This window comes from Ruficoccus amylovorans (genome assembly GCF_014230085.1).
Lineage (GTDB): Bacteria > Verrucomicrobiota > Verrucomicrobiia > Opitutales > Cerasicoccaceae > Ruficoccus > Ruficoccus amylovorans.
This window is the reverse complement of sequence record NZ_JACHVB010000035.1, coordinates 522,518-545,310: the sequence shown is the minus strand read 5'-3', so window position 1 is coordinate 545,310 and position 22,793 is coordinate 522,518. Positions and strand designations below refer to the sequence as shown.

16 protein-coding genes are annotated in these 22,793 nt (G+C 62.5%); 8 read left to right on the top strand and 8 right to left on the bottom strand.

Annotated elements, in window-relative coordinates:
• Positions 1 to 194: 194 nt before the first annotated feature.
• Positions 195 to 2,384: a tetratricopeptide repeat protein gene (locus H5P28_RS13800; RefSeq protein ID WP_185676290.1), complete on the bottom strand. Its 2,190-nt coding sequence runs from the start codon at positions 2,382 to 2,384 to the stop codon at positions 195 to 197.
• 181 nt (positions 2,385 to 2,565) lie between these two features.
• On the opposite strand from H5P28_RS13800, the gene H5P28_RS13795 reads away from it, so the two are divergent.
• Positions 2,566 to 3,657, top strand: a complete 1,092-nt coding sequence (locus H5P28_RS13795) for a linear amide C-N hydrolase (protein ID WP_185676289.1) — start codon at positions 2,566 to 2,568, stop codon at positions 3,655 to 3,657.
• A gap of 277 nt (positions 3,658 to 3,934) precedes the next feature.
• On the top strand, positions 3,935 to 6,889 hold the full coding sequence (locus tag H5P28_RS13790; RefSeq protein WP_185676288.1) for an FAD-binding and (Fe-S)-binding domain-containing protein: 2,955 nt from the start codon (positions 3,935 to 3,937) through the stop codon (positions 6,887 to 6,889).
• Between the two features lie 263 nt (positions 6,890 to 7,152).
• On the opposite strand, the gene H5P28_RS13785 is transcribed toward H5P28_RS13790, so the two are convergent.
• Both H5P28_RS13785 and H5P28_RS13780 read right to left on the bottom strand, forming a co-directional pair.
• The gene (locus tag H5P28_RS13785) at positions 7,153 to 8,232 is read right to left on the bottom strand and encodes a Gfo/Idh/MocA family protein (protein ID WP_185676287.1); all 1,080 of its coding nucleotides are present in this window, start codon (positions 8,230 to 8,232) and stop codon (positions 7,153 to 7,155) included.
• A gap of 32 nt (positions 8,233 to 8,264) precedes the next feature.
• The gene (locus H5P28_RS13780) at positions 8,265 to 9,422 is read right to left on the bottom strand and encodes a Gfo/Idh/MocA family protein (RefSeq protein WP_185676286.1); all 1,158 of its coding nucleotides are present in this window, start codon (positions 9,420 to 9,422) and stop codon (positions 8,265 to 8,267) included.
• A gap of 248 nt (positions 9,423 to 9,670) precedes the next feature.
• On the opposite strand from H5P28_RS13780, the gene H5P28_RS13775 reads away from it, so the two are divergent.
• Positions 9,671 to 11,281, top strand: a complete 1,611-nt coding sequence (locus H5P28_RS13775; protein WP_185676285.1) for a carbon starvation CstA family protein — start codon at positions 9,671 to 9,673, stop codon at positions 11,279 to 11,281.
• 99 nt (positions 11,282 to 11,380) lie between these two features.
• Complete coding sequence (locus H5P28_RS13770; RefSeq protein ID WP_185676284.1) at positions 11,381 to 12,043, top strand: hypothetical protein; 663 nt, start codon at positions 11,381 to 11,383, stop codon at positions 12,041 to 12,043.
• A 143-nt stretch (positions 12,044 to 12,186) separates the two neighbouring features.
• Here H5P28_RS13770 and H5P28_RS13765 read toward each other — a convergent pair whose 3' ends face one another.
• Positions 12,187 to 13,161, bottom strand: a complete 975-nt coding sequence (locus H5P28_RS13765; RefSeq protein ID WP_185676283.1) for a cation diffusion facilitator family transporter — start codon at positions 13,159 to 13,161, stop codon at positions 12,187 to 12,189.
• Between the two features lie 164 nt (positions 13,162 to 13,325).
• Between H5P28_RS13765 and H5P28_RS13760 the strand changes: the two genes are divergently transcribed.
• The 4 genes from H5P28_RS13760 (at position 13,326) to argH (ending at position 16,115) form a co-directional block, all read left to right on the top strand.
• Positions 13,326 to 13,736 (top strand): ExbD/TolR family protein, encoded by a 411-nt coding sequence (locus H5P28_RS13760; protein WP_185676282.1) that lies wholly within the window; start codon positions 13,326 to 13,328, stop codon positions 13,734 to 13,736.
• Between the two features lie 3 nt (positions 13,737 to 13,739).
• Positions 13,740 to 14,171, top strand: coding sequence for an ExbD/TolR family protein (locus H5P28_RS13755; protein WP_185676281.1), 432 nt, complete (start codon positions 13,740 to 13,742; stop codon positions 14,169 to 14,171).
• Between the two features lie 63 nt (positions 14,172 to 14,234).
• Positions 14,235 to 14,624 carry a hypothetical protein gene (locus H5P28_RS13750; protein ID WP_185676280.1) on the top strand — a complete coding sequence of 130 codons (390 nt, stop codon included), beginning with the start codon at positions 14,235 to 14,237 and terminating at the stop codon, positions 14,622 to 14,624.
• Between the two features lie 84 nt (positions 14,625 to 14,708).
• Entirely contained in the window at positions 14,709 to 16,115 is a 1,407-nt protein-coding gene (gene argH / locus H5P28_RS13745; RefSeq protein ID WP_185676279.1) for an argininosuccinate lyase, read from the top strand.
• A 307-nt stretch (positions 16,116 to 16,422) separates the two neighbouring features.
• On the opposite strand, the gene H5P28_RS13740 is transcribed toward argH, so the two are convergent.
• The 4 genes from H5P28_RS13740 to H5P28_RS13725 all read right to left on the bottom strand — a co-directional run bounded on the left by H5P28_RS13740 (position 16,423) and on the right by H5P28_RS13725 (position 22,788).
• On the bottom strand, positions 16,423 to 18,723 hold the full coding sequence (locus tag H5P28_RS13740) for a sodium:solute symporter family protein (protein ID WP_185676278.1): 2,301 nt from the start codon (positions 18,721 to 18,723) through the stop codon (positions 16,423 to 16,425).
• Positions 18,724 to 18,833: 110 nt separating this feature from the next.
• Complete coding sequence (locus tag H5P28_RS13735) at positions 18,834 to 21,518, bottom strand: sugar-binding protein (RefSeq protein WP_185676277.1); 2,685 nt, start codon at positions 21,516 to 21,518, stop codon at positions 18,834 to 18,836.
• 18 nt (positions 21,519 to 21,536) lie between these two features.
• A complete protein-coding gene (locus H5P28_RS13730; protein ID WP_185676276.1) occupies positions 21,537 to 22,148 on the bottom strand; it encodes a hypothetical protein in 612 nt (203 codons plus the stop codon).
• 22 nt (positions 22,149 to 22,170) lie between these two features.
• Positions 22,171 to 22,788, bottom strand: coding sequence for a type II secretion system protein (locus H5P28_RS13725; RefSeq protein ID WP_185676376.1), 618 nt, complete (start codon positions 22,786 to 22,788; stop codon positions 22,171 to 22,173).
• Positions 22,789 to 22,793 lie beyond the last annotated feature (5 nt).

Genomic DNA, 22,793 nt, shown 5'->3' with positions numbered 1-22,793 from the left:
TTTATAACGCTTTGAACAAGCAAGGGATTTAACAGGAAGGTCGGGAAGCAAGGGAAGAGGCCCCCAAACCTGACTTGGCGTGCGCTATGGCCCTTTTTCCAAAAAATCTCTGTGCGCTCTGTGCCTCCTCTGTGTGCTCTGTGGCCTAAAATAGAACCGCAAAAATGAAAAAGCCCAGAATCCTCGGGCAGAGCCTACCGCTGGGTGGCCAGGCGACGTTCGACGATCATGCGCGTCTGGAGCCAGCCTGGATCGTTCCCGAAGGCGGGAGCGGCCTTGTCCAGAGCGTCTTTCGCCCCCTGCCAGTCTTCGAGCTTGGTCCGGGCCAGAGCGAGATTATACCAGGCGCGGTAAAACTGCGGATCGAGCAGGACCGTATTTTCCAGTAGCGGGATCGCTTCCTGCAGCCGCCCATCGCCCGCGTAAAGCAGAGCCAGCGAGTAATGCAGGACGGCAAGCCGGGGAGCCTCTTCCAGGGCCTGCTGAAGCAGTTGCTCGGCCGAGGCGTTGTCCCCGATACGGCTGTACATGATCGCGCCCTGGCGGAGCACTTCGGGCGAGGCCGGGTCGAGCGCCACTGCCTGGCCAATGAGCTTGGCCGCGCGCTCGTTGTTCCCGTCGCGGATGTCCTGATCGGCCAACATGAAGGCCCCGCTCACGCGGTCGGCCTGAAACTCCAGATAGGTCTGCCACTCCTTGGCCGCGTCGGGATCGGGGATCGATTCACCCCAACCGGCATAAGCCTGCTCGGCGGCGATGCGGACATTGCGCGAGGGGTCTTTAAGCATCGGTTCGATCACCGGCTGGGCCTGCTGCATCGGGGCCAGTGCCCGGACCGCACGCGCGCGGACCATTGAGCTGTCGTCCTTGAGCGCCTTGTCCAGGTAGGCCATCACCTCACGCTCGGGGATATAGCTCCCCAGCAGGCCGGTGTAAGTCGCCCGCCAGGCGTGGTTGGGCTCGTCCGCCGCCAGACCGAGTAATTGCCCGACAGCCGCCGGGTCGCCCGCATAGGCGGCGGCAAGGGCACGGGCGCGCTTGCGCTGGGGTTTCTCGGCCAGCTTGTCGCCATACCACTTTTCCGTCCACTCGATGGCCCACTCGGTCGTCTCGTCCGAGTGGCAGCGCTGGCAGGCGTTGGGGATGCCCAACTCGGCGGTCATCAGCGGATCGGGCAGCAGGAAACCGTGGTCGCGGCGCGGATCGCGCTGCATGTAAGGCGTTTCCGGCATGTGGCACTCGACACAGCGGTTGCCGGTGCTGTCCGGGCCGTGGTGGCTGTGCGCGACCGGGTCGATGATGGTCGCCCCGTCCAGCCCAGTATCATGGCAGCGCATGCACAGGTTGTTGTTCTCAAAGGGAAGAATCGTCTTGCCCGAGTGCGGGTTGTGGCAGTCCAGGCAAGTGACTCCGGCATGGCCCATCGGGCTCATGAGGAAGGAGGCATAGACGTAGTCCTCGTCGAGGATTTGACCGTCCGGGTAATAGAGTCCTGGCTGGTCCGGCAGGGACAGCCCGAAATGCTGATGGTAAATATCCCCGGCGACAAAGGTGTCGGGCGTAAACTGATCGCGCCGGGAGTGGCAGGAGGCGCAGTTTTCCATTATCCGGCGGGCACTCAGGGTCTGGACCGGCGGGGAGTAGCTTTCGGTGGCGTTGGCGACGTGCTCCTCCATGCCGACGTGGCACTGCATGCAGGAGACGCCCTGTTCCATCCAGGTCGTGTGGTAGCTGTCGGTTTCGATGTCGAAGTTCTTCCGGTACTCGGTCATGTGGCACCAGGCGCAGTTGGCGTTCCAGTTCATCCCCTGGCCGCTCCAGTGGCCCCATTCGCCGGGCTGGCGCTCGTCGCCCGCGAAAACATCGAACCACTCGTCCGCCGCCGGATCGTAGGCCACACTGGTGGTTTGCCAGCGTCCGCCGCGCAGTTTCGCCAGGTATTGGCGCAACGGGGTGACGGCGATAACCCCGTCGAGGGCGTAGCGCTGCTGCTCGCCGCTGTCGCGGGTCACGGTCATCCAGAACTTCTCCGCTTCCTCTGAGAACAGGAACGACTCACCGGGGACCTTGATCTCACGCGCCGGCAGGAAGGCTGGCAGGTCCATGCTCATCATGACGGGCCGGTTGGCGTGTGCATGGTCGCTGGGCAACCATTCCTGAAAGCTCTCTTCGTGACACTGGCGGCAGGCGTTAGCGCTGAATTTCTCATAACGCTCGGGAAAAAACGTGGCTGGAAACGCCTCCGTTCCTGGCACACCGATACCTGTCACCACCGGGGCAACGGGAGCCACCTGGCGGTTTTTCAGGGAATAGATCCCCCAGCCCGCACCGGCCAGGCAAACCACTCCCAGGCCGATTAGCAGAAGTCGAGGTAAAGTCTTCAAAAAGCAAGTATGCTTATCATACCGTAGCTCAAGTCAAGCCAAGCCCGCCCATCCTTTATCCGGTAAGAGACTGTCAATCAGTTCGCCCGGACAGGACATGAGGAGTTGACCCGGTAAAGCAGGCCACTAATCTGAGCTTCTCACCTTGCCTCAAAACCTCCCTCAAATCATGTACCTGTCTATGAAAAACATTCGCAAACTCCTTTTGAGCACGGGCACGATTCTCGTGCTGGGCCTCAGTTCCACCCAGGCTTGCACCAGCCTGCTCGTTAAAACCAGCGACGACGGCTACGTCTATGGCCGCACGATGGAGTTCGGCTTCGAGCTGGAGTCCGAGGCGGTGGTGGCCCCCCGCGGCCTCAGCTACACCGGCACCGGCGCGAAAAAGGGACAGGACAGTCTCAAGTGGACCGGCAAGTACGCCGTGGTCGGCATGAACGCCGTCAAGCAACCCCTCGTCTGTGACGGCCTCAACGAAAAGGGTCTCGCCGGGGGCATCCTGTATTTCCCGGGCTACGCCGAATACACCGACCCGGCCCAGGCCAATCCGGCCAAGAGCCTCGCCCCCTGGGAATTTCTGACCTGGTGCCTGACCAGCTTTGCCAACGTTGATGAGGTCAAGGCCGCAGTCGAGAACGGGGACGTGCAGGTGGTTAATCTCGTCTTCCCGGCCTTTGGTTTCGTCGCGCCCTTCCACTACACGCTCCACGACGCCAACGGCAAATCCATCGTCATCGAGCCCACGGGCGGCACGCTCAAGGTGTACGATAACCCCTTCGGCGTGCTGACCAACGCCCCCACCTTCGACTGGCACCTGACCAATCTCAAGAACTACACCAAGCTCTCGGACGCCAACGGCTCGTCCCTGAAAGTCGATGGTCACGTGATCGACTCCTTTGGCTCGGGCTCCGGCTGGATCGGCCTGCCCGGCGACCCGACCCCGCCCTCGCGCTTCATCCGCGCTTTCGCCTACAGCATGACGCCCGTCGCCCAGCCCGACGGCACCGAGAGCGTGCGTCTGGTCGAGCACATCATGAACAATTTCGATCTGCCCAAGGGTTTCATCCGCAACGACAAAAGCGACGAGGCCGACTACACGCAGTGGACCGTCGTCGCCGACATGGCCAACCGGGTTTACTACGTCAAGACCTACGACAACCAACAGCTCCAGGCCATCGCGTTGAAGGATTTCGATCTCGACGCCAAGACGCCCTACGCCGCGGCCATCGCGGACGAACTGGAAGCCCCTGCTCTCACCTTCCCGAAGCAGTAGAATCCCGGTTTTTGTAGTTTTCCCCAAGAAAGCCGTCCGCGTGATAGTGGACGGTTTTTTTGTGCCCACCTAACGATTGCTTTCGTTCCGCCTTCTCGTCACCATTTATCTGTACGGCATCCGTTTCGAAAAACAACGGGACCGGTCAACCCGACCATTTATTAGTCAAAAAAAGTCATAGTTTTACCCTCATACACTGCCGCAAGGCTGGACACTTCCTGTTCCGCTACATAAATTTCCTGTTTCAAAAAATTGGTTTAACCTACAAACTGCGCCCATGCCCTCCGCCCTGACCCAACCCGCACCTGTACTCGGAGAACTCAAACAGCAACTGACCGGCGAACTCCACACCAGCCCGGTCATGCGCAAGCTCTACGCCACCGACGCATCCGAGTATCAGGAGTTCCCGCAGGCGGTTGCCTTCCCTGCCGACGAGGCGGACATCGCCACGCTGATCCGCTTCGCCGCCCGGCACCGGGTGGGGCTCATCCCGCGCACGGCGGGCACCTCGCTGGCCGGGCAGGTCGTCGGCGGCGGGATCGTGGTCGATGTTGGCCGGCGGTTGAACCAGATACTTTCCCTCGACGCCGCCAGCCGCCGCGTGCGCGTGCAGCCGGGCGTCGTCCGCAACGAATTGAACCACTTTCTCCAGCCGCACGGACTGCTCTACGGCCCCGAGACCTCGACCGCCAACCGCGCCATGATCGGCGGCATGGTCGGCAACAACTCCTGCGGCTCGAACTCCGTCGTTTACGGCTCGGCCCGCGAGCACCTCGTCTCCTGCCGCGGCTTTCTCAGCGACGGCACGGAAGTGACGTTCGGCCCACTCGACCAGGAGGGCTTGGAGCAAAAATGCGCCGGCCCCGAGGACTCGCTGGAGGCGAAGATTTACCGTTTCTGCCGCGACCTCCTCGGCGACAAAAACAACCGCGAGCTGATTGCCAAAAATTTCCCCAAGTCTTCCATCCCGCGCCGCAACACCGGCTACGCGCTCGACCTGCTGATGGATGCCCGCGTCTTCGACCCGGCCTCGGAGCAGCCCTTTAATCTCTGCCGCCTCATCGCCGGGTCCGAGGGCACGCTCTTCTTCGGGGTCGAGTTCGAGCTGGACCTCAACCGGCTGCCACCGGCACACAGCGCCCTGCTCTGCGCGCACTTCGCCGATGTGGACCAGTCGCTGCGCGCCGTCCTCCACGCACTCCCGCACCAGCCCTTCGCCGTCGAACTGCTCGACCGCCACATCCTCGAAGCCACCAAGCGCAACATCGAGCAGGCGAAGAACCGCTTCTTCGTGCAGGGGGATCCCGGCGCGATTCTCGTAGTGGACATCCGCCATGACGACGAGGCCGAGGTAGACCGCCGCCTGGCCGAAATAGTCGTCGCACTTAAGGCCGACGGACTCGGCTACCATTTCCCCATCCTCAAGGGCCCCGACCAGGCGCGTATCTGGGAGCTACGCCGTGCCGGACAAGGGCTGATGAGCAACGTCCCCGGCGACGCCAAGCCGCGCGAAATCGTCGAGGACACCGCTGTCGATGTGCACGACCTGCCCGCGTACATCGCGGAGTTCGACACCCTCATGCGCGAGAAGTACCACATCGAATGCGTGTACTACGCCCACGCCGGTTCGGGCGAACTGCACACGCGCCCGATGTTCAACCTCAAAACCGCCGAGGGGTTGAAAACTTTTCGTGGCGTGGCCGAGGACATCGCCGCTCTGGTCAAGAAGTACAACGGCTCCCTCAGCGGCGAACACGGCGACGGGCGCCTGCGCGGCGAGTTCATCCCGTTCATGGTCGGCGAGGAGTGCTTCGCCATGATGCGGCGCGTGAAGGAAACCTTCGACCCGCTCGGGATCTTCAACCCCGGCAAGATCATCGACACCCCGCCGATGGACACCGCCCTGCGCGTCTCCCCCGACGAGGAGACTCCGCAGTACGACACCTTTTTCGACTTCTCCTCTACGCTCGGCGTGCTCCGCGCCGCCGAACAATGCAACGGGTCCGGCGATTGCCGCAAGGGGCACCTGGCCGGGGGCACCATGTGCCCGAGCTACATGGCCACGCGCGAGGAAAAGCACACCACCCGCGCCCGCGCCAACATCCTGCGCCACACCCTCACCCACCCGCGCGACGCGCTCAAGCCCTTCGACTCCGGCGAGGTCAAGGAGGTCATGGACCTGTGCCTCTCGTGCAAGGCGTGCAAATCCGAATGCCCCTCCAACGTGGACATCGCCAAGCTCAAGGCCGAGTTTCTCCAGCACTACTACGACGAGCATGGCGTCCCCCTGCGCTCGCGCATGATCGCCAACTACACGCTTTTCAACAAGCTCGTCGATGTCGCCCCCTGGGCCTGGAACCTGCTCTTTGGCACTGCACCGATCCGCCGCCTGCTCAACCGCGTGAACGGCTTCCACCCGGACCGCACTATCCCGCTGCGCCACCGCACTACCCTCACCCGCTGGTTTAAAAAACAACCGGCCCAAGCCGCTCCGAAGCGCAAGGTGTACCTGTTCTGCGACGAGTTTACCGAGTACAACGACGTGCCTGTCGGCCAAAAAGCGATCAAGCTGCTCCAGCGGCTCGGCTACGAGGTGGTCATCCCGCGCCACCGCGAAAGCGCCCGGACGTGGCTCTCAAAAGGACTCGTGCGCAAGGCCAGCCAAATCGCCGAAGCAAACGTGCGCCTGCTGGCCCCGCTCGTCACCGGGGAAACGCCACTGGTCGGGATCGAGCCCTCGGGCATCCTCGGCTTCCGCGACGAATACCCCGACCTCGTGCCCGGCGAACTCAAGCCCGCCGCGCGCGCCCTGGCCAAGAACTGTCTGTTGTTTTCAGAGTTCATCGAACGTGAGATCGACGCCGGGCGCATCAGCGCGGACGCCTTCACCGACGAGCCGAAGAGCATCCACCTGCACGGCCACTGCTTCCAGAAATCGCTCGCCTCGATCACACCGAGCGTGCGCGCGCTGTCATTGCCCGGCAACTACACCGTCACCGTCATCCCCTCGGGCTGCTGCGGGATGGCCGGTTCCTTCGGCTACGAAAAGGAGCACTACGAAGTCTCGATGAAAGTCGGAGAGTTGGTGCTCTTCCCCACCGTGCGCAAACTGCCCGCTGACACGCTCGTGGCCGCCCCCGGCACTTCCTGCCGACACCAGATCCACGACGGCACGGGCCGCACCGCCCTGCACCCCGCCGAGATTCTTTATGACGCGCTCAAGCCGGGCTGACGCCGAGCCGTTTTAGTTTTTTAACCACAGAGGACACGGTGAGCGCAGAGTTTTTAAGATAGTCCTCCTGTTCCCTTGCGGCTTTGTGGTGGAAAATAATACGTACAAACGTCGGCTTGCGACCACGGTTAGCTTGGTTCCTGACATAAATTGGAGGGTGCGACTCAGTTTGGATGCTCCTCAGTGCCTCCGGGTACAACCCGGGGCGGGGTTTGGGGGCGCACAGCCCCCAAATTTAGTGCAAGAACTTGGCTAACGGTACACTAGCGGCGCTGGTCAGCGATGGCCTGCGCCTTGAGCGAGAGCTCGGAGGCGAGGAAGGCATGCTCCTGGGTCATGGCGCTCTCGGTCCGGTTGAGGGAGTCGAGAATCAGTCGCCCGAAGAAGGGAAAGCCGACCTTGCCATTGACATCAATAAGTTGTTCGCCCTGCTGGTCGGCGATGATGACGAGATTACCCTCGTCGCTGCGGCCGAAGTCGAAGTACTTGCGCACCTCGATTGTGCCCTTGGTCCCGGTGATGAAGCTGCGACCGTCACCCCAGCCGCGCATGCCGTCGGGCGTGAACCAGTTTACCCGCGAGAAGCAGGAGGCACCGGTGTCGAGCTTGAGCACGGCTTCGCCGAGGTCTTCCAGTTCGGGCGTGTCGGGGTTGGCAATATTGTCCACGCGGGCATGGAGGACTTCGCCCCCCCGCGAGCGGGCGTAGTGCAGGAACTGGTCAAACTGGTGCGAGGCGATATCCGTCAGAATGCCGCCATACTTGGCCTTCTGGAAAAACCATTCCGGGCGGGTGTCCTTGTAGAGACGGTGCGGCCCAAATATCTCCATATGCACAATATCGCCGATGGCACCGTCCTGGATCAGTTGGTCCACGTACCAGGCCGACTCCACGTGCACGCGCTCGGAGTAATAGACCATGTACTTGCGTCCGGTCTCGGCCACGACCTTGCGGGCCGTCTCAAGCTGCTCCAGCGTGGTGAAAGGGCACTTGTCGGTAAAGTAGTCCAGTCCGGCCTGCATGACGCGGCAGCCGAGCGCCCCGCGCTCGGAGGGGACAGCGGCAGCCGCCACCAGCTTCACGTCCTTGTCCTCAAAGATACGCTCCAGGCAATCCACCGGCTTGGCCTGCGGAAAACGCTTCACGAAGGCCTCCACCTTGGCCGGGTTCGGGTCGTACACGTAGCGCAATTCCGCGCCCGCCTCGGTCAGCCCGTTGCATTGGCCAAAGATGTGGCCGTGGTCGAGGTGAGCCGCCGCGAATACAAATTCGCCGGGCTCGACCACGCGTTCAACCTTCGCCGCCTCGGGCGCGTAATTCATGCCGTCTGCTTTCTGAGCCATGGGTATAATCGGGATGTCGTTCTGAAAACGGATTAGTAGGTGCTGCTCATGTCCGCAGCCTTGCCTGCGGATTCATCGACCTTCTTCACGAAGGTAGAGGTCTCTATCTTTTTTTTAAGCGCGGCCTCATAGGTCGCGCCATCCAGCGGAAAGTTGACTGTCTGGCCGATGTCGGCCGAGTGTATCATGCCGTTGGCCAGCTCCACCGAGTGGATCCCCTCCTCCGCCGGGGCAATGAGCGGCTTTCCGTCGAGGACCGCTTCGATAAAGTTTCGGATAATGCCAACGTGCTGAGGTCCGCGCCCTTTGGCCGGGATGGTGATTTCCCATTGCGCGGGCTTCTGGAAACCACCCTGGCAAGTCTTCGACCACTCGGAGGTGGGAACTTCGTTGCGCAGCCATTGCAGGTCGTCGCCCTCGATGATGACGCGGCCCTTTTCGGCGGCGATCTCCAGGCGGTTGGTTCCGGGGGCTTCGCCCGTGGTCGTGATAAAGACACCGTTGGAGCCGTCGGCGTACTCCAGGTACGCGGTCACATCGTCCTCGACTTCAATCTCATGGTAACGCCCCACGCCACAAAAAGCGCGGACCTTGGCGGGCATCCCGAACAGCCATTGCCACAGGTCAAGCTGGTGCGGGCACTGGTTGAGCAGCACGCCGCCGCCCTCACCGGCCCAGGTCGCACGCCAACCGCCGGAGCTGTAGTACTGCTGGGTGCGGAACCAGTCTGTGATGATCCAGTTGATGCGGTTGATCTTGCCCAGTTCGCCCGAGTCAATCAGCTCCTTGAGTTTGATGTAGCGCGGGTCAGTGCGCTGGTTGAACATCGCGGCGAACACCACGCTGCTGTCTGTGTGGGCGGCGATCAGGCGTTCGCAGTCGGCCTTGTGCACGGAAATCGGCTTGTCCACCAGCGTGTGCAGGCCCTTTTCCAGTGCCATGATCCCGAGCGTGGTGTGGGCGTAGTGCGGGGTGGCGATGATGACCGCGTCGATCAGGCCGCTCTCAAACATCTCTCTGGCGTCGCTGAAGCGCTTCGCATCGCCCGCATTGGCGGCTTCGAGCTTCTGGGCATCCGAGTCGCAAATCGCCGTCAAGCGGCAACGCTTGTACTCGCCAGCCGAAAATTGGCCGCAATAAGTACCGCCCATATTTCCCAGGCCGACGATTCCTATCCGTAATTCGTCCATAACTATAAAGAGGTTTGAGGACAAAGGCTATCTAACACGTGTTAGGCGGCAAGCTTTAAACACAATCCCGTCTCAAAAAAATGATTTAATATCACCGGGCTTACGCTTTTTTGAAAGGAATGCCTGCCCAGTGAGTAAAGGCCCGCGAGCATAACAGAAACAACCCCTTGGAGGACAAAACTGTACCTGCTGAATGATTGACTTAGCCGAACACGGTGCCCGATAATTCAGCTCCCCAATCCTCGCTCATGCTTCAGGTTATCCTCCTCCTGTCCGTCCTCTTTTTTGTTTTTGCCTACCGCTTCTACGGGAAGTTCCTGGCCTCGCGCTGTCGCAGCGACGACAGCCGCCCCACCCCGGCCTGCACCCACGCCGACGGCGTGGACTACGTGCCGACGCGGGCCTCCATCGTCTTCGGGCACCACTTCTCGTCCATCGCCGGGGCCGGTCCGATCGTGGGGCCGATCTTCGCGGCCCAGTACTTCGGCTGGGGGCCGACCTGGCTGTGGATTCTCATCGGGTCAATTTTCGTCGGCGGGGTGCACGACTACGGCAGCACCCTGATGAGCCTGCGCTTCGCCGGGCGGACGGTCTCCGAGATCACCCGCTCGCTGGTCGGTAAAAAGACGGCCCAGTTTTTTCGTATCTTCCTGCTCTTGACGCTGATGTACGTCATCATCGTCTTTGCCGACCTGACGGCGGGCACCTTCCGCACCGAGCCCGCCGTGGCCACGGCCTCGGGCTGGTTCGTGGTCGCCGCCGTCATCTTCGGCTGGCTGCTGCGCAAGGGGATGAAGTTCGGGCCGCTGCTGCTGGTTTTCGTGCCGCTGACCTTCGCCGGGCTGGCGGTGGGCAATTTCTTTCCCGCCCCCGTGCTCGACAAAAACCTGTGGCTGGCCGTGGTGATGGTTTACGCGCTCGTGGCAGCGGTGCTGCCGGTGGACATGCTCCTGCAACCCCGAGACTTCCTCAGTTCGACCTTTTTGTTCGCCATGCTGATCCTCGGCGTGGGCGGCATGCTCCTGACAGGCGCGAGCTTCCAGATCCCCGCCTTCGAGGGCTTTATCACCGACAAGGTGAACCCCGGCTACATCGCGCCCATGCTCTTCATCACCGTGGCCTGCGGGGCGTGCAGCGGCTTCCACAGCCTGGTGGCCAGCGGCACGACCTCGAAGCAGCTCAAGCGCGAGTCAGACGCCCAGCGCGTGGCCTACGGCGGTATGCTGCTGGAGGGCGTGCTGGCGGTCTTCGCGCTGGCGACAGTGGCCATCCTCAGCGGGGCGGATATTGAGGGGGAAAACCCGGTCGCCATCTTCGCCTCGGGCGCGTCGGTCTTTTTCGCCCATCTGGGCATCCCGGCCGACCTCGGGGTCGAGTTCGCCGCGCTGACCGTGAGCACCTTCCTGCTGACCACGCTCGACACCTGTACCCGCCTGAGCCGTTTCCTGCTGGAAGAGTTCTTCGACTGGCGCGACCAGACCAGCCGCTACCTCGGTACCGTGCTCGTGCTGATCCCGCCCGCGGCGCTGGTTTTCCAGACCTTTAACGGCCAACCGGCCTGGCAGGCAATCTGGCCCATGTTCGGCTCAACCAACCAGCTCATGGCGGCACTGGCGCTGGTGACGTTTGTGGTCTATCTCAAGGCCAAGGGCATCCGCTACACCTTTGCGCTGATTCCGGCGCTGTTCATGCTGGTCATGCCGCTACTGGCCATGGGCCTGATGGCGCTCGACCCGGCACAGTCGGGCCTGCTGCGCCTGCTCAGCCTGGGCATGCTGCTGCTGGGGGTCTTCGTCGCGGCCATGTCGCTGAACTTCGTCACCCGCGGACAGGCCGAACTGGCCCGCGAGGACGTTTAACGCCCCCCGCGAAAACGGGTTGAACATTTCCCCCACCCCTGCTGTCTTAGAAGCGGAGAACAAAACAACGACGTGAGTAAGGGCAAAGGATTTTGGGGGATGCTGCAAGAAGTGCGATCATGGATCGTGCTATTGCTGCTGCTGGCCGTCACCGGGGCTGTCGGCGTGGCCGGGCTCAAGCTCACCCGTGCGCAAATGGCCGAGGACATTTACCGCGACCGCCTGACCGGGCTGGCCAGCGACTACGCCAGACTGCGCGACCAGTACGAGCGCGCCCTGAGCCAATCGGTCGTGACTGAGTTGGACATCCGTAACGGCAAGCTCACCGTCCGCTACCAGCGCGGCGACGGCCAGGTGGCCGAAATCCCCACCCCGCTCGACACAACCAAAGAAATTTTCGTGGACTTTTACGTGGCCGGAAACCGCGTCGGCATCCGGCGGGTTTTCGACAGCTCAATGCCGCCGGACCAGGCACTGGTCCTCGACGAGCCTTGGGACATCATGGCCAACGACGCCCCCCCGACGACCTTCGGGCGGGCCGTCTATCGTCGCCTGGGCGAAGGCCGCTGGAGCGTCACCATGACCGGCAACGGCTCCCTCGGGCTGGATCAGGTCCCCGCCGGGCAGCGCTCGAACCTCGCCCCGCCCCCGCCGCAAATCACACCCGAAGCTCCCGTCATGGCGAGCGAACAGGCGATCGAGGAAATCACCGTGACGGACATGTTCGGCTGGCTCAAGGAGCAGGCAGGCGTCACCCGGTAAACGAGCGCGAGGGCCAGGACGGGCACATACTGTCCCATGCTTTTGCCCCCAGGCAAAAGCATCGCGGTGCGCAGCACCGAGGGTGCAGGCCATGCCCTGCCTCTGTGGTTAAAAAATAAACCAGCAGTGAGACAAACGCGCCATCACTCTGCGTCGCGTTCGACGATCAGGCCGCAGTCCTCGGAGCAGCGCCCGGACTCGAACTGAATCGTCACGTGACTGATACCGAAATGCTCGTGCAGGGTGCTTTCGATCCGGTTGAGCAGCGGCGTGGTTTCGCTCAGGCGGCAATCACGAACCTCCACATGCGCCTCGAAGTGGACGTTCTGCTCGTTCAAGGCCCAGAGGTGGGCATGGTGGACGTTGCACACACCGTCCATGTCGCCGATGGCGGCTCCGATTTCCTCCACCGTGGGCGACTCGGGCGCGGCCATCATGAGGATTTTCGAGGCGTGCCAGACGATCCCCCAACTCGCGCGAATGAGCCAGACAGAGATCAACATCGTGAGCAGCGGGTCCACCCAGGTGGCCGATTTCCAGACCATGATGACGATGCCTCCGCCGATGACGCAGATGCTCACCACCGCGTCACTGAGCACGTGCAGGTAGGCCGAGCGCATGTTCAGGCTGTCTTTGGAGCCCTTTTGCAGGAGCATCGCCATAAAGATGTTGGCGATCAGCCCGATCAGCGCCACCCCGGCCATGATCCCCGGCTCAATCGGCTCGGGGTGGATAAACCGCATGACTGCCTCGTACATGAGCCACAGGCTCAGCCCGATGAGGACGCCGGAGTTGAGCACGGCGGCCATGATCTCGGCCCGCTTCAGCCCGAAGGTGAAACTCGTGGTGCTCTTGCTGTCCCCAAGCCGCAGGGCGAAGTAGCTGATGAGCAGCGCCACCGCGTCGGTCGCCGTGTGCAGGGCATCCGACAGGAGCGCCAGACTACCGGAAATAATTCCCCCGGTGATCTGCGCCGACATGATGATCAGGCTGATCAACAGCGCCTGGAGCAGCCGCTTGCGGGGCACGCCCGCCGGGGCGTGACTGTGCCCATGCCCGTGGGAATGGCCGTGGCCATGTCCGTGAGCGTGACTGTGGTCGTGGGAATGCGTGTGCATGTTCACTCGGCCCGGTACCGTAAAGACACGGCCCCGGATTGGGATCGCTTTAATGAAACGCGGTCTCACAAGGCAAGTCCGGAGCATTATTTTTATCAAGGAAAAGCCCGCAGTCCGCTCCCGGCTTGACTTCGGGGCGAATGCACGGTGCGCTGGCTGTTGCAATGAGGTTGCGTAAGCGCGAGCACCCGGAGGCGGATTTCCAGATGGCCCCCATGATCGACATGGTGTTCCTGCTGCTGGTGTTCTTCCTCTACGCGGGGACGCTTGCCCGCGCCGACCGGGTCCGCGAGGTGGACCTGCCCGAGTCCGCCGAGAGCCGCGTGCCGGACAATCCCGCCCACCGGGTGACGCTCTCGCTCGACGCGGATGGGACCGCCTGGCTCGGGGCCGAAAGTCTCACCCTGCCCCAGCTTGGCCTGCGCCTCGAACGCGCCCTGACCGCCCAGCCTGATCTCTCCGTCGAGGTCCGGGCCGACCGGGCGACCCCGTATGGAAAAATCCGCCCCGTGCTCGACGCCTGCGCCCAGGCCGGAGCAAGCGAGGTCATTTACGCCACCTTCCAGGGCAACTGAGTCATGGCCCGCCTGCGCAAGAAACCCGACGAACGCGTGGGCATCCCCATTGCCCCGATGATCGACTGCGTCTTTTTGCTGCTGATCTACTTCATGCTCTCTTCCACCCTGGAAAAACAGGAGGCGGACCTTTCCTTTGAGCTGCCCGGCACGGTCGAACAGGTCGCGCCGCTGGAGTTCCCCGACGAGCAGATCATCGAAATCCGCGACGACGGACAGGCCGTGGTCAACGACTACGCCTACGACCGCCCCGACTCTCCCAGCTACCAGGAACTGGCCGCCATGCTTGCTCGCTATCAGTCGGCCTGCCGGGCCAACCAGTCTGAAGCCCGCGTCACGCTGTCCCCCGCCGACGGCACCGCCCACCAGGCCGTGGTCAAGGTCATGGACGCCTGCGCCCGCGCCGGTGTCAACGACGTGCAGTTCGCCCGCTAGCTGGTCCAGCCGGACCCCGTTTTTCCGGTTGCCAGCCAGCCGGGGCCTGAGACAATAAGCGCCATGTCTCTTGTCGCTCTCCTCGTCACCGTCGTACTGGTTTTTCTGCTGGTGTTTTTCGCCACGTTTTTCCTCCGCCTCGGGGCCAGCGTGGCCGGAGTTCCCAAGCATAAAAACACCCTCGGGCGGGCCTTGCTCATCCTCATCGTCACCTGGTTGGTCATCTCCGCGCTGGGCGGAGCCGGGACATTCATTCCCGGCCTTGGCAACATCCTCGGTGTGCTCCTTGCGGTGCTGATTAACGTCCTCATCATCGGCGGCATCTTCGACGTGAGCTTCGGCAAGGCTTTCGTCACCTATATTTTCAGCCTCGTCTTTCAGGTGCTCTTCGTGCTCCTCGGCCTTTTTATCCTTGGCTTGCTCGGAGCCAGCTTCGCTGTCCTCGCCGCCTAGCTCTCACTCTACTCCAGCCGGTCCCCCTCAATAAAAAGGCGTGATTTCCGGGCGCGGGTGTGGCATGGCTATTGTTTTCAGATTATGGCGAACGAAAAGAAACAGGCGACCTGGGGCGGACGGTTCAAAGACGGCCCCGCGGAACTGATGCTGCGCTTCGGCGAGTCGATCTCCTTCGACTGGCGGCTGGCCCCCTACGATGTGCAGGTGAGCAAGGCCCACGCCGCCATGCTGGCCCACATCGGGCTCATCAGCGCCGAGGACCGGGACGCGATCCGGGCCGGACTCGACGCCGTACTGGCCGACATCGAATCGGGCGCTCTCCTGCCCGACATCGCCTGCGAGGACGTTCACATGAACATCGAACAGGCGCTGACAAAAAAGACCCCCGCCGGGGCGCGCCTGCACGCCGCACGCAGCCGCAACGACCAGGTGGCGACCGACATGCGACTGTTTTTCCGCGACGCCTGCGGTCAAATCGCCGGACGCCTCAAGGCCCTGCTCGGCGCGATTGTCGAACTCGCCGACAAGAACCGGGATGTATTCATCCCCGGATACACGCACCTCCAACGCGCCCAACCCGTCTCCCTCGCCCACCACCTGCTGGCGTGGGCACAGATGTTCGGGCGCGACCTGGAACGCATCGAGGAAGTCGCCCGCCGCGCCAATATCTGTCCGCTCGGCTCCGGCGCGCTGGCCGGGAGCACCCTGCCCATTGACCGCGAATTCGTGGCACGCGAACTGGGCTTCGTCAACGCGGCGGGCGAGCCGCAAGTCACCGCCAACAGCATGGACGCCGTGGCCGACCGCGACCTCTTTGTCGAGTTCGCCAGCGCCTGCGCCCTGTGCGGCGTGCACCTCTCCCGCGTCTCCGAGGACGGCATTCTCTGGAATAGCGCGGAGTTCGGGTACGTGCGTTTTTCGGACGCCTTCACGACCGGCTCCAGCCTCATGCCGCAGAAGAAAAACCCCGACGCGCTCGAACTGCTCCGGGGCAAATCCGCCCGTCTTCAGGGCAACCTGCAAACGCTTTTCACCCTCTGCAAGGGCCTGCCGCTGACCTACAACCGCGACCTGCAGGAGGATAAGCCGCCCGTTTTTGACAGCTTTGACACGCTCATGATCTGCCTCGACGTGCTCGCCGGCACGCTGGAGGGCATGACCGTGCGCCCGGACAAGTGCGCCGCCGCCGTGGCCGACCCGCTGCTGCTGGCGACGGACCTGGCCGATTACCTCGTGGCCCGGGGCGTCCCCTTCCGCGACGCGCACCACGCCATTGGGGCACTCGTCGGCATGGCCGAGGAGCAGGGTGTGCCGCTCGACAAGCTGCCCACCGAGGCGGTCAAGCAGGTCAACGCCGCCTTCGAGGACGACTGGGCCTCGGTCTTTGATCTCAAGCGCGCCCTCAGCCTGCGCGAACGCCCCGGCATGCCCGGCCACGAACAGACCGCCGCGCAAATCGCCGCCTGGCGTCAACGCCTCCAAGCGTAGCACCTTGAGAACAAAGGCGTGGTCACCAAGGACACGAAGAAGGCACGAAGAGCACAATGCGGTTAGGCCGCTTTCCACCCTTTTTGATACTCAATGATTTAACAGGAAGGCCGGAAAGTAAGGAAGTCGCGCCTTTCTTGCTCGGCAAACTTTCTTCTCTCTGTCTGTAAAATTCCTTGCTCAATCAAGGGGATTGGAGCACCGAACGCATTTCTATTGAGAAACGGCATCTCAAGCAGGAAGTCCTTCGTGCCCTTCGTGCCTTCTTCGTGTCCTTCGTGACCGTATTCGAACTGCGACGACCGCCTCAGGATTCCTTACCCTCTTCCTTTTCGCGAGCCTCGAAAGCCGCCTGGTCGGCCAGCGAAATGTGGCCGACAACGCGCCCGTCGTCGAGCGGGTTGTCCACCCGCGCTTTCAGGTCTTTAAAGAGGCGGCGCAGGTCCACGACCCCGCCGATCCCGAACCAGACCGTTGAGACGATGCCGACGACGCCCGTCACCACGATACTGGTGAAGAAGAAATAGGTGCTCCACCACTCGTTAGACCAGGGTGAGATGAGGTTCCAGACCAGCACCAGGATGAAGCAGAATCCGAGCTTGTAGATGATCGCGTAGCCGAAGACAGACCAGGCGATGATCTTGTCACCCCGGGTGTACTCGGGGGTGATGCCTACGAGCCGGCTGGCGAAATTGCCCCAGGTCCAGGCAACGCGCGGCTTAACGTCACCGTCGATGTTGTACTTACCCCGGTGGAGCATGCGGTCGAGGTTAAACGGTTCGCGACAGGTCAGCAGCGAGCCGATGATGTAGGCAGCCACCCCCATGCCCATCGACATGAAGTAAAGCTCGTACGAATTGATCGGGAACTTGACCGCGCTCATCTTCCATTCGATGTACGGGTTGAAGGGGGCGGAAACGCTCTGAAGGAAATTCGCGAATGGCGTCACCCAGCCGTGCGTGAGCAGGAATGGGTAAATCGTGTCCGCCCACTCGCGCTGCACGAACAGGCTGGCGATAGAAAACCCCGACCCGAACAGCAGCGAACAATACGCCCCCGTGGTCGTGCCGAAGCGGCTGTACAGCCCGAAGATCATGATCGGTCCGGCCCCGCCGAGCCACACCGCCGTCATGATCGTGATGAACATGTTGATGTAGTCCAGGTGGACGAAGAACAGCGAACAGATGAGGAAAAACACCGCCACCCCGACCGAGCCCCAACGCAGGAGCTTGAGGTGTCCCTCCGGCGTGAGGGGCTTTTTCTTCAGCGGCAGGATGATGTCCTGAATGATGGTGGACGAGGAGTTGAAAATACGCGAATCGTCAGTCGAGAGCATGAGCATGACCATGAGCAGCCCGAAGATCCCGATCAGCCCGACGGGGAAAAGATTTCTCAACGCGACGGGCAACATCATCTGGTTGTAAAGCGTGCGGAACTTCTGGTACTCGAGGTTACCCTGTCCGTCGTCGCTGAGCGCGGAGCGGGCCGCCTCCAGATAGGGCGTGTCGAGGTTGACCGCCTGCGAGAGCGGCGCATCCACCCCGATCTGGTGGCTCACGGCCGGAATCGCCTGGATGTTGTCCATGAGCGCCTCACGCTCATAAGGCGAGGATATCGCCTCCTGCGAAACCTTGTCCGCCAGTTCCAACCGGATATTCCGCGAGAGATCCGAGAAATTCCCGTGCGACATCAGCGTGATCACCATGACCGCAATCAGCAGGCACATGAGTGTGGAAAACCCGGTGCGCCAAGAGCCGAGGATGCCCGCTATTTTCTGCTCGTGGGGCGTGCGTCCGCAGTTGGTGGTGTCGTTGCCGATCCAGCTGGCACGGTTCAGGACCATGCCCACAATCGTCACCACGAGCGCGAAGATATTAAAGTCCCGCAGTTCGGAGATGTCGAAGGGGTTGAGGAAGCTCTCGTTCGGCACGCGGTCGAGCATGACGGGGCTGATCTCCCCGCTCCACGAGAAATGCAGCACGATGTACCCTGCTACGATGACGAAGACCGGATAGCTCAGCAGCGACTGGATACAGTCCGTGATCAGGAGCGAAATCCGCCCTCCCGGCCACATCACGATGATGCACAGGGTCAGCATCAAGGCCACGATGATGGCGAAGCACGGGATCGGCACGCCCAGGATCATGACCTCGTGCGGCAGCCCCATGTAGTAGATGAAAAAGTTCGTCGCGATGGCCGGGCCGATGGCATTGGTCAGCATTTCTGAGAGCGTGCGCAGGGTGGCCGCCACTATGCGAAACGAACGGCTGTAGCGCATCTCCAGAAACTGCCCGATAGAGAGCGCCTTCGTCTCGCGGAAGCGGTACACGCAGTACCCGGTCAGGCCCATGATCGTGCTCACCGGCACCAGCAGGTACTCCCAGAAGGTCAGGGCATAGCCAGTCTGGTACTTGGCCTCGACCAGCGCCACGAGCGTGATGACGCCGAGCCCCTGGCTCAAGTCCGCCACCGAGATCACATAGCGTCCGGCCACACGGCTGGCGGCAAGGTAGTCGGCCACCCCGCGCACGTAGCGGCGGCTGTGTACCGCGGCCCAGAGGATGCCGAGCACCGGGATGATAATGATGAGCCAGTCCAGCCAATGCATGTTGTTCTAAAAAATTCGTCGTTACAGATAAAGGGACTGTGCCTCCCGGTTTAAGAGGAGGTGACGGCGAGCTTTAATCCCCGCCGCGGACAGCCCGCGCGCGGCCACGTTCAGCGCAGCCAGAGCCGCCCGAAGCGTTCGGGGTCCTTGCTGTCGATGATGCCGTTAAAGAGACGCAGGACGCGACGCTCCTTCAGCGTGCCGGGGTCCACATCGGATACCGCCAGGGCGATACCAATGGAGCCGCCCGCGCCCGGCGAGGCGTCCGCCCCGAGGGTCTCCCAGGGGAAGAGAATGTCGTAAGTGGTCACGTCCGCTTCGCGGGAAATTTCCAGGTCCATGCGGGGCTCGCCCTGCCCGGCGGGAAGCTCCGGCAGGTAGGAGATCCAGCGCCAGGTCATTTCCTCGCCCGGCTGGCCACCGACCCCGTACTCAAAGACGCGGTGCCCCTTGAGACCGTAAAATTCGTTCGCGCTCCAGGGTTTGTCGATGTCCAGGTCGATCCCGATCTGAATCGCGTCCTGGCTCCACATGTTTTCAGCCGAGGCACCTTGTACGTGATGGTCGTCACGCACCTGCACCCGCAGGTAAAGCCCGTCGCTGCCATAGGCCGACTGGAGTGTGGCCGAGCAATTCTCCACCTCGACCGGCCCGCCGAACGGCGCCCACTGCGTGAAATCGACCGCCGGGATTTTTTCCCAGTCCGGCTCGTCGTCACCGACCGGCTCGCAGGCCAGCAGCGTAAACTCGAAAGGCTGCGCCAGGCGATCACGCTGGCCGGGGCTTTGGCTGACGACTTCAAACTCGCCCCGGTAGCGATGCCCCAGGGTCAAGCCGCTCAGCGGCACCTCGATGGTCACGGCCTCGTCGGGCTCGACTTCCATCGGGTCGGCAAAAAACGAACGCAGGTCGCGCACGGCGGCAGCGGCGCGGACCTTCAAGGGCACGGTCGCGTAGGACTCGGCCGCGGCGGTCAGCAGCGGCTCGGCCCGGTCGGCGGGCCAGTTCAGGCGCGGGGATTCGAGCTTGAGCGGAGCGATCACCTCGACCGGCTGCGCCTGCCAGCCATCCGCACCTTGCGCCAGCAGCAGGTACGGCCCCACCGGCGCGGTGGCCGGAGCGGAAAGTTCGCGCCCGCTCACACTGAGCGGCGCGGGGATCAGCCACTGGCTTTCGGCGGTGGCGGGCAGTTCGACGCCGTTGCCGCGCATGAGGGTCAGGGCCGGAGCTTGACGCAGCTCGGTGCCATTGACCTGCTCCCACGAAACAAAAACTGGGCTGGGCGAAAGGGTGAGCTTGCCGTCGGCCGGGATGGGCAGCGAACGCCCCACCATGTCCTCGATCCGCGCGGGACGGCCCGGCAGCGTGAACTCGGACTGCCCGTGCGCGTCCCAGAGAATCGCACTGGAGCCACCGTCGCGGCCAAAGAGCACCATATGCGTGCCCGGGGTCAGGCGCAGCCACTGGAACGGCCCCTCGGCCCCTGCGACCCAGCGGGCCAGATGAGAATAAGCGGCATAGGCAGGCTTGGGGGTACCGTCCATGTGTGCAATGGAGAAGCCCTGCTCCCCGAGCTTGCCGTTGCCGCTGAAAATGTAGCAGAAGTAAATCGCGCTGGCCGCGTCCTGCGTGGCCAGCAGCGCGAGCGAACGCACGAGGTAGCGCGCCTGCGTCAGCTCATCGACCGGGCGCTGCCAGGTACCGGGGTACGAAGTCCAGCCGAACTCGGTGAAGTGGATCGGCATGTCGCCGTGACCGGTCTCGACGAGAAAATTTTTCAGGTCGATGATGTTCTGGATAAACTCGCCCTCCGGCTCGCTGCCGTCCACGTAGCAGTGAACCACGATCCCGTCGAGGTGCTCAAAGAGACCGAGTCGCTCGGCGTCGATCAGGCCGATACGGTTGGAGGTTTTCAGCCGGGGTTGGGAAAAGCCGGGGCCGAGCACCTGCGTGTCCGGGCGGGCCTCCTTGATACCGTCGGCGATGGTGGCGAGGAAGCGCACGAAGTCCTCGTCGCTCCCCTCCCACTGCCATTCGGGCTCGTTGTAGATTTCAAAGTACTTGGGAAAGCTCGGCCAAGGGGGGTTGTTGGCGAAGGACTTGACCAGCGTTTTCAGTTCGTCCCAATCCTCGGGGGCGCGGGTCGGGTTGCCAAAGGAGTGCTTGCCCTTGCCGTCCTCGGGGTCGAGCATCCACATCGGCAGCCCGAACGAGATCACTCCGATGTCGCTGAACTCCGGCTCATCACTCGGGGCAACGGGCTTTTCCGGCTTCACCGACGGGTCGGCGTAGCGCAGGAAGTCGCGGTCGTATTTAAAAATGGCCGTCATCCGGCGGTTGAAACGCGCCCCGGCGGCAGCCACCATTTCCTTGTCACCGTGGACATTCCACAGCCCCAGAAAGGACTGCATGCGCTCCTCATCCGAGAGAGCCGCACCGATGACGGCGGCGCTGGCCTCGGCCTGCTGCACGTTTCCGTCCGCGTCCTTGACGGTGGCGGCTAGGTGGTAATAGCCCTTCGACGGCAGCTCGATAACGATCTCGGCCGGGTTTCCGGAAACGGGCAGCCGCTCACGTTCATCTCCGTATTCATCCGTCACTACAACCGTGCCTGCCACGTCTCCGGAAAACCCGTCGAGCTTGAGCCGCATCTGGCCGCTGTCGGCCAGAAAGACATTGTCCCGCGCCTCCGAACTGAGAGTGAGCGCGGGAGCGGCAGCGACATCAGCGGCGCAGGCAAGCCCGAACGCGACGCTGGCAATAAAAAGGCGGGAAATATTTTTGGAAAAAAGCATAGGTCTGGCGGTGGGAACTTAATCGGCGGACAGGACGATGACATCATCGACCCAGAGCTGGCCTGGGCCGGTGGTCGCATCGGCGGTCAGCATGAGAATGAGGCTGGCGGCGTTGCTGTTGAGCTTGCCCTGGGCGGTGATCTTTTGCCACTCGTTGCCCGCTGCGACCGGAGCCAGTTTTTCATTGAGCCCGAGATAGCCGAGTGTCTTTCCGCCCGCGTCTTTCTGGAGGATGCCCAGCCCGATGCTGCCAGAGGCGATGCCCTCGCTGCGCACGTAGGCCTCGACCCGGATGTTTTTCCCGCGCAGCGCTTCGGGCACGGGGATGCCCTTGCTGTGAATGCGGATCAGGTCCTCCCCCGCCCCGTTAAACTCGACCCGCATGCAGGCCAATCCGGAGTGAGGGTCTTCACGGTCGAGCTTCACGGTGAAGGGTTCCTTCCAGCCGGTGGCGGGCTTGTAAACGCCCTGATAGCCCGCGCCCCAGTCCGGGATGTAGGCTGGCACGCCCTCGAAGCCGTCTTCGGTCAGGATGACCGGAGCCGGGGGCATCTGGGCAGAGGCGACATTTGCCGCCAGCAGGAGCAGGGCGCTGAGCCGGAAGGTTCGGCGCAGCGTGTGGTTGGTCATGGGTAAAATCATAAAAAGTGCCTCAATTCGGGATGCCATTTCTCAATCCGCCCCGTTCGGTCAGGTCTTCGGCTGTAAGCTTCTCAACGTGGCCGTCGATAAACGAAGCCTGCATCTTCCCGCTGTGCCGGTAGTCTGCGTGCAGATCATTGACGACGTAATAGCCGGTGGTTGTTCCAAATGTATCAGCGAACAAAAGAGTATGGACCGGATCCAACTCAGCTATTTTATAGCGTCCACGCTGCCAAAACTGGACATCGCCCGCTCCCCATTGAGCACCTGAGCTACTGCCCGCCACCAGATTGATGTTGATCCCGTAGGACAAGGGAAGCTCCGTCGCCGGACACTGGATAAGCTCCTCGGTCAGGCCGTAGTCACGCAGGTTCGGGCGGGCTGCGCGAAGGTCGTCATACCAACGGGCCTGCGGCACCCAGCCGCCATTCTCCATCGACTGGAGACTGGCCATACGGGAAAGCTCGCGCAGGTTGCTCGCGCACTGGGTCTCCGCCGACATCGTGCGCACATGCGTCAGCACACTGAAGAGGATGCCACTGAGGAGGCCCAGAATAGCGACGACGACCAGCAGTTCGATCAGGGAAAAGGCGCGTCGGGTAAGGGGGGTATGGAGACGAGGGGGCATGGGGG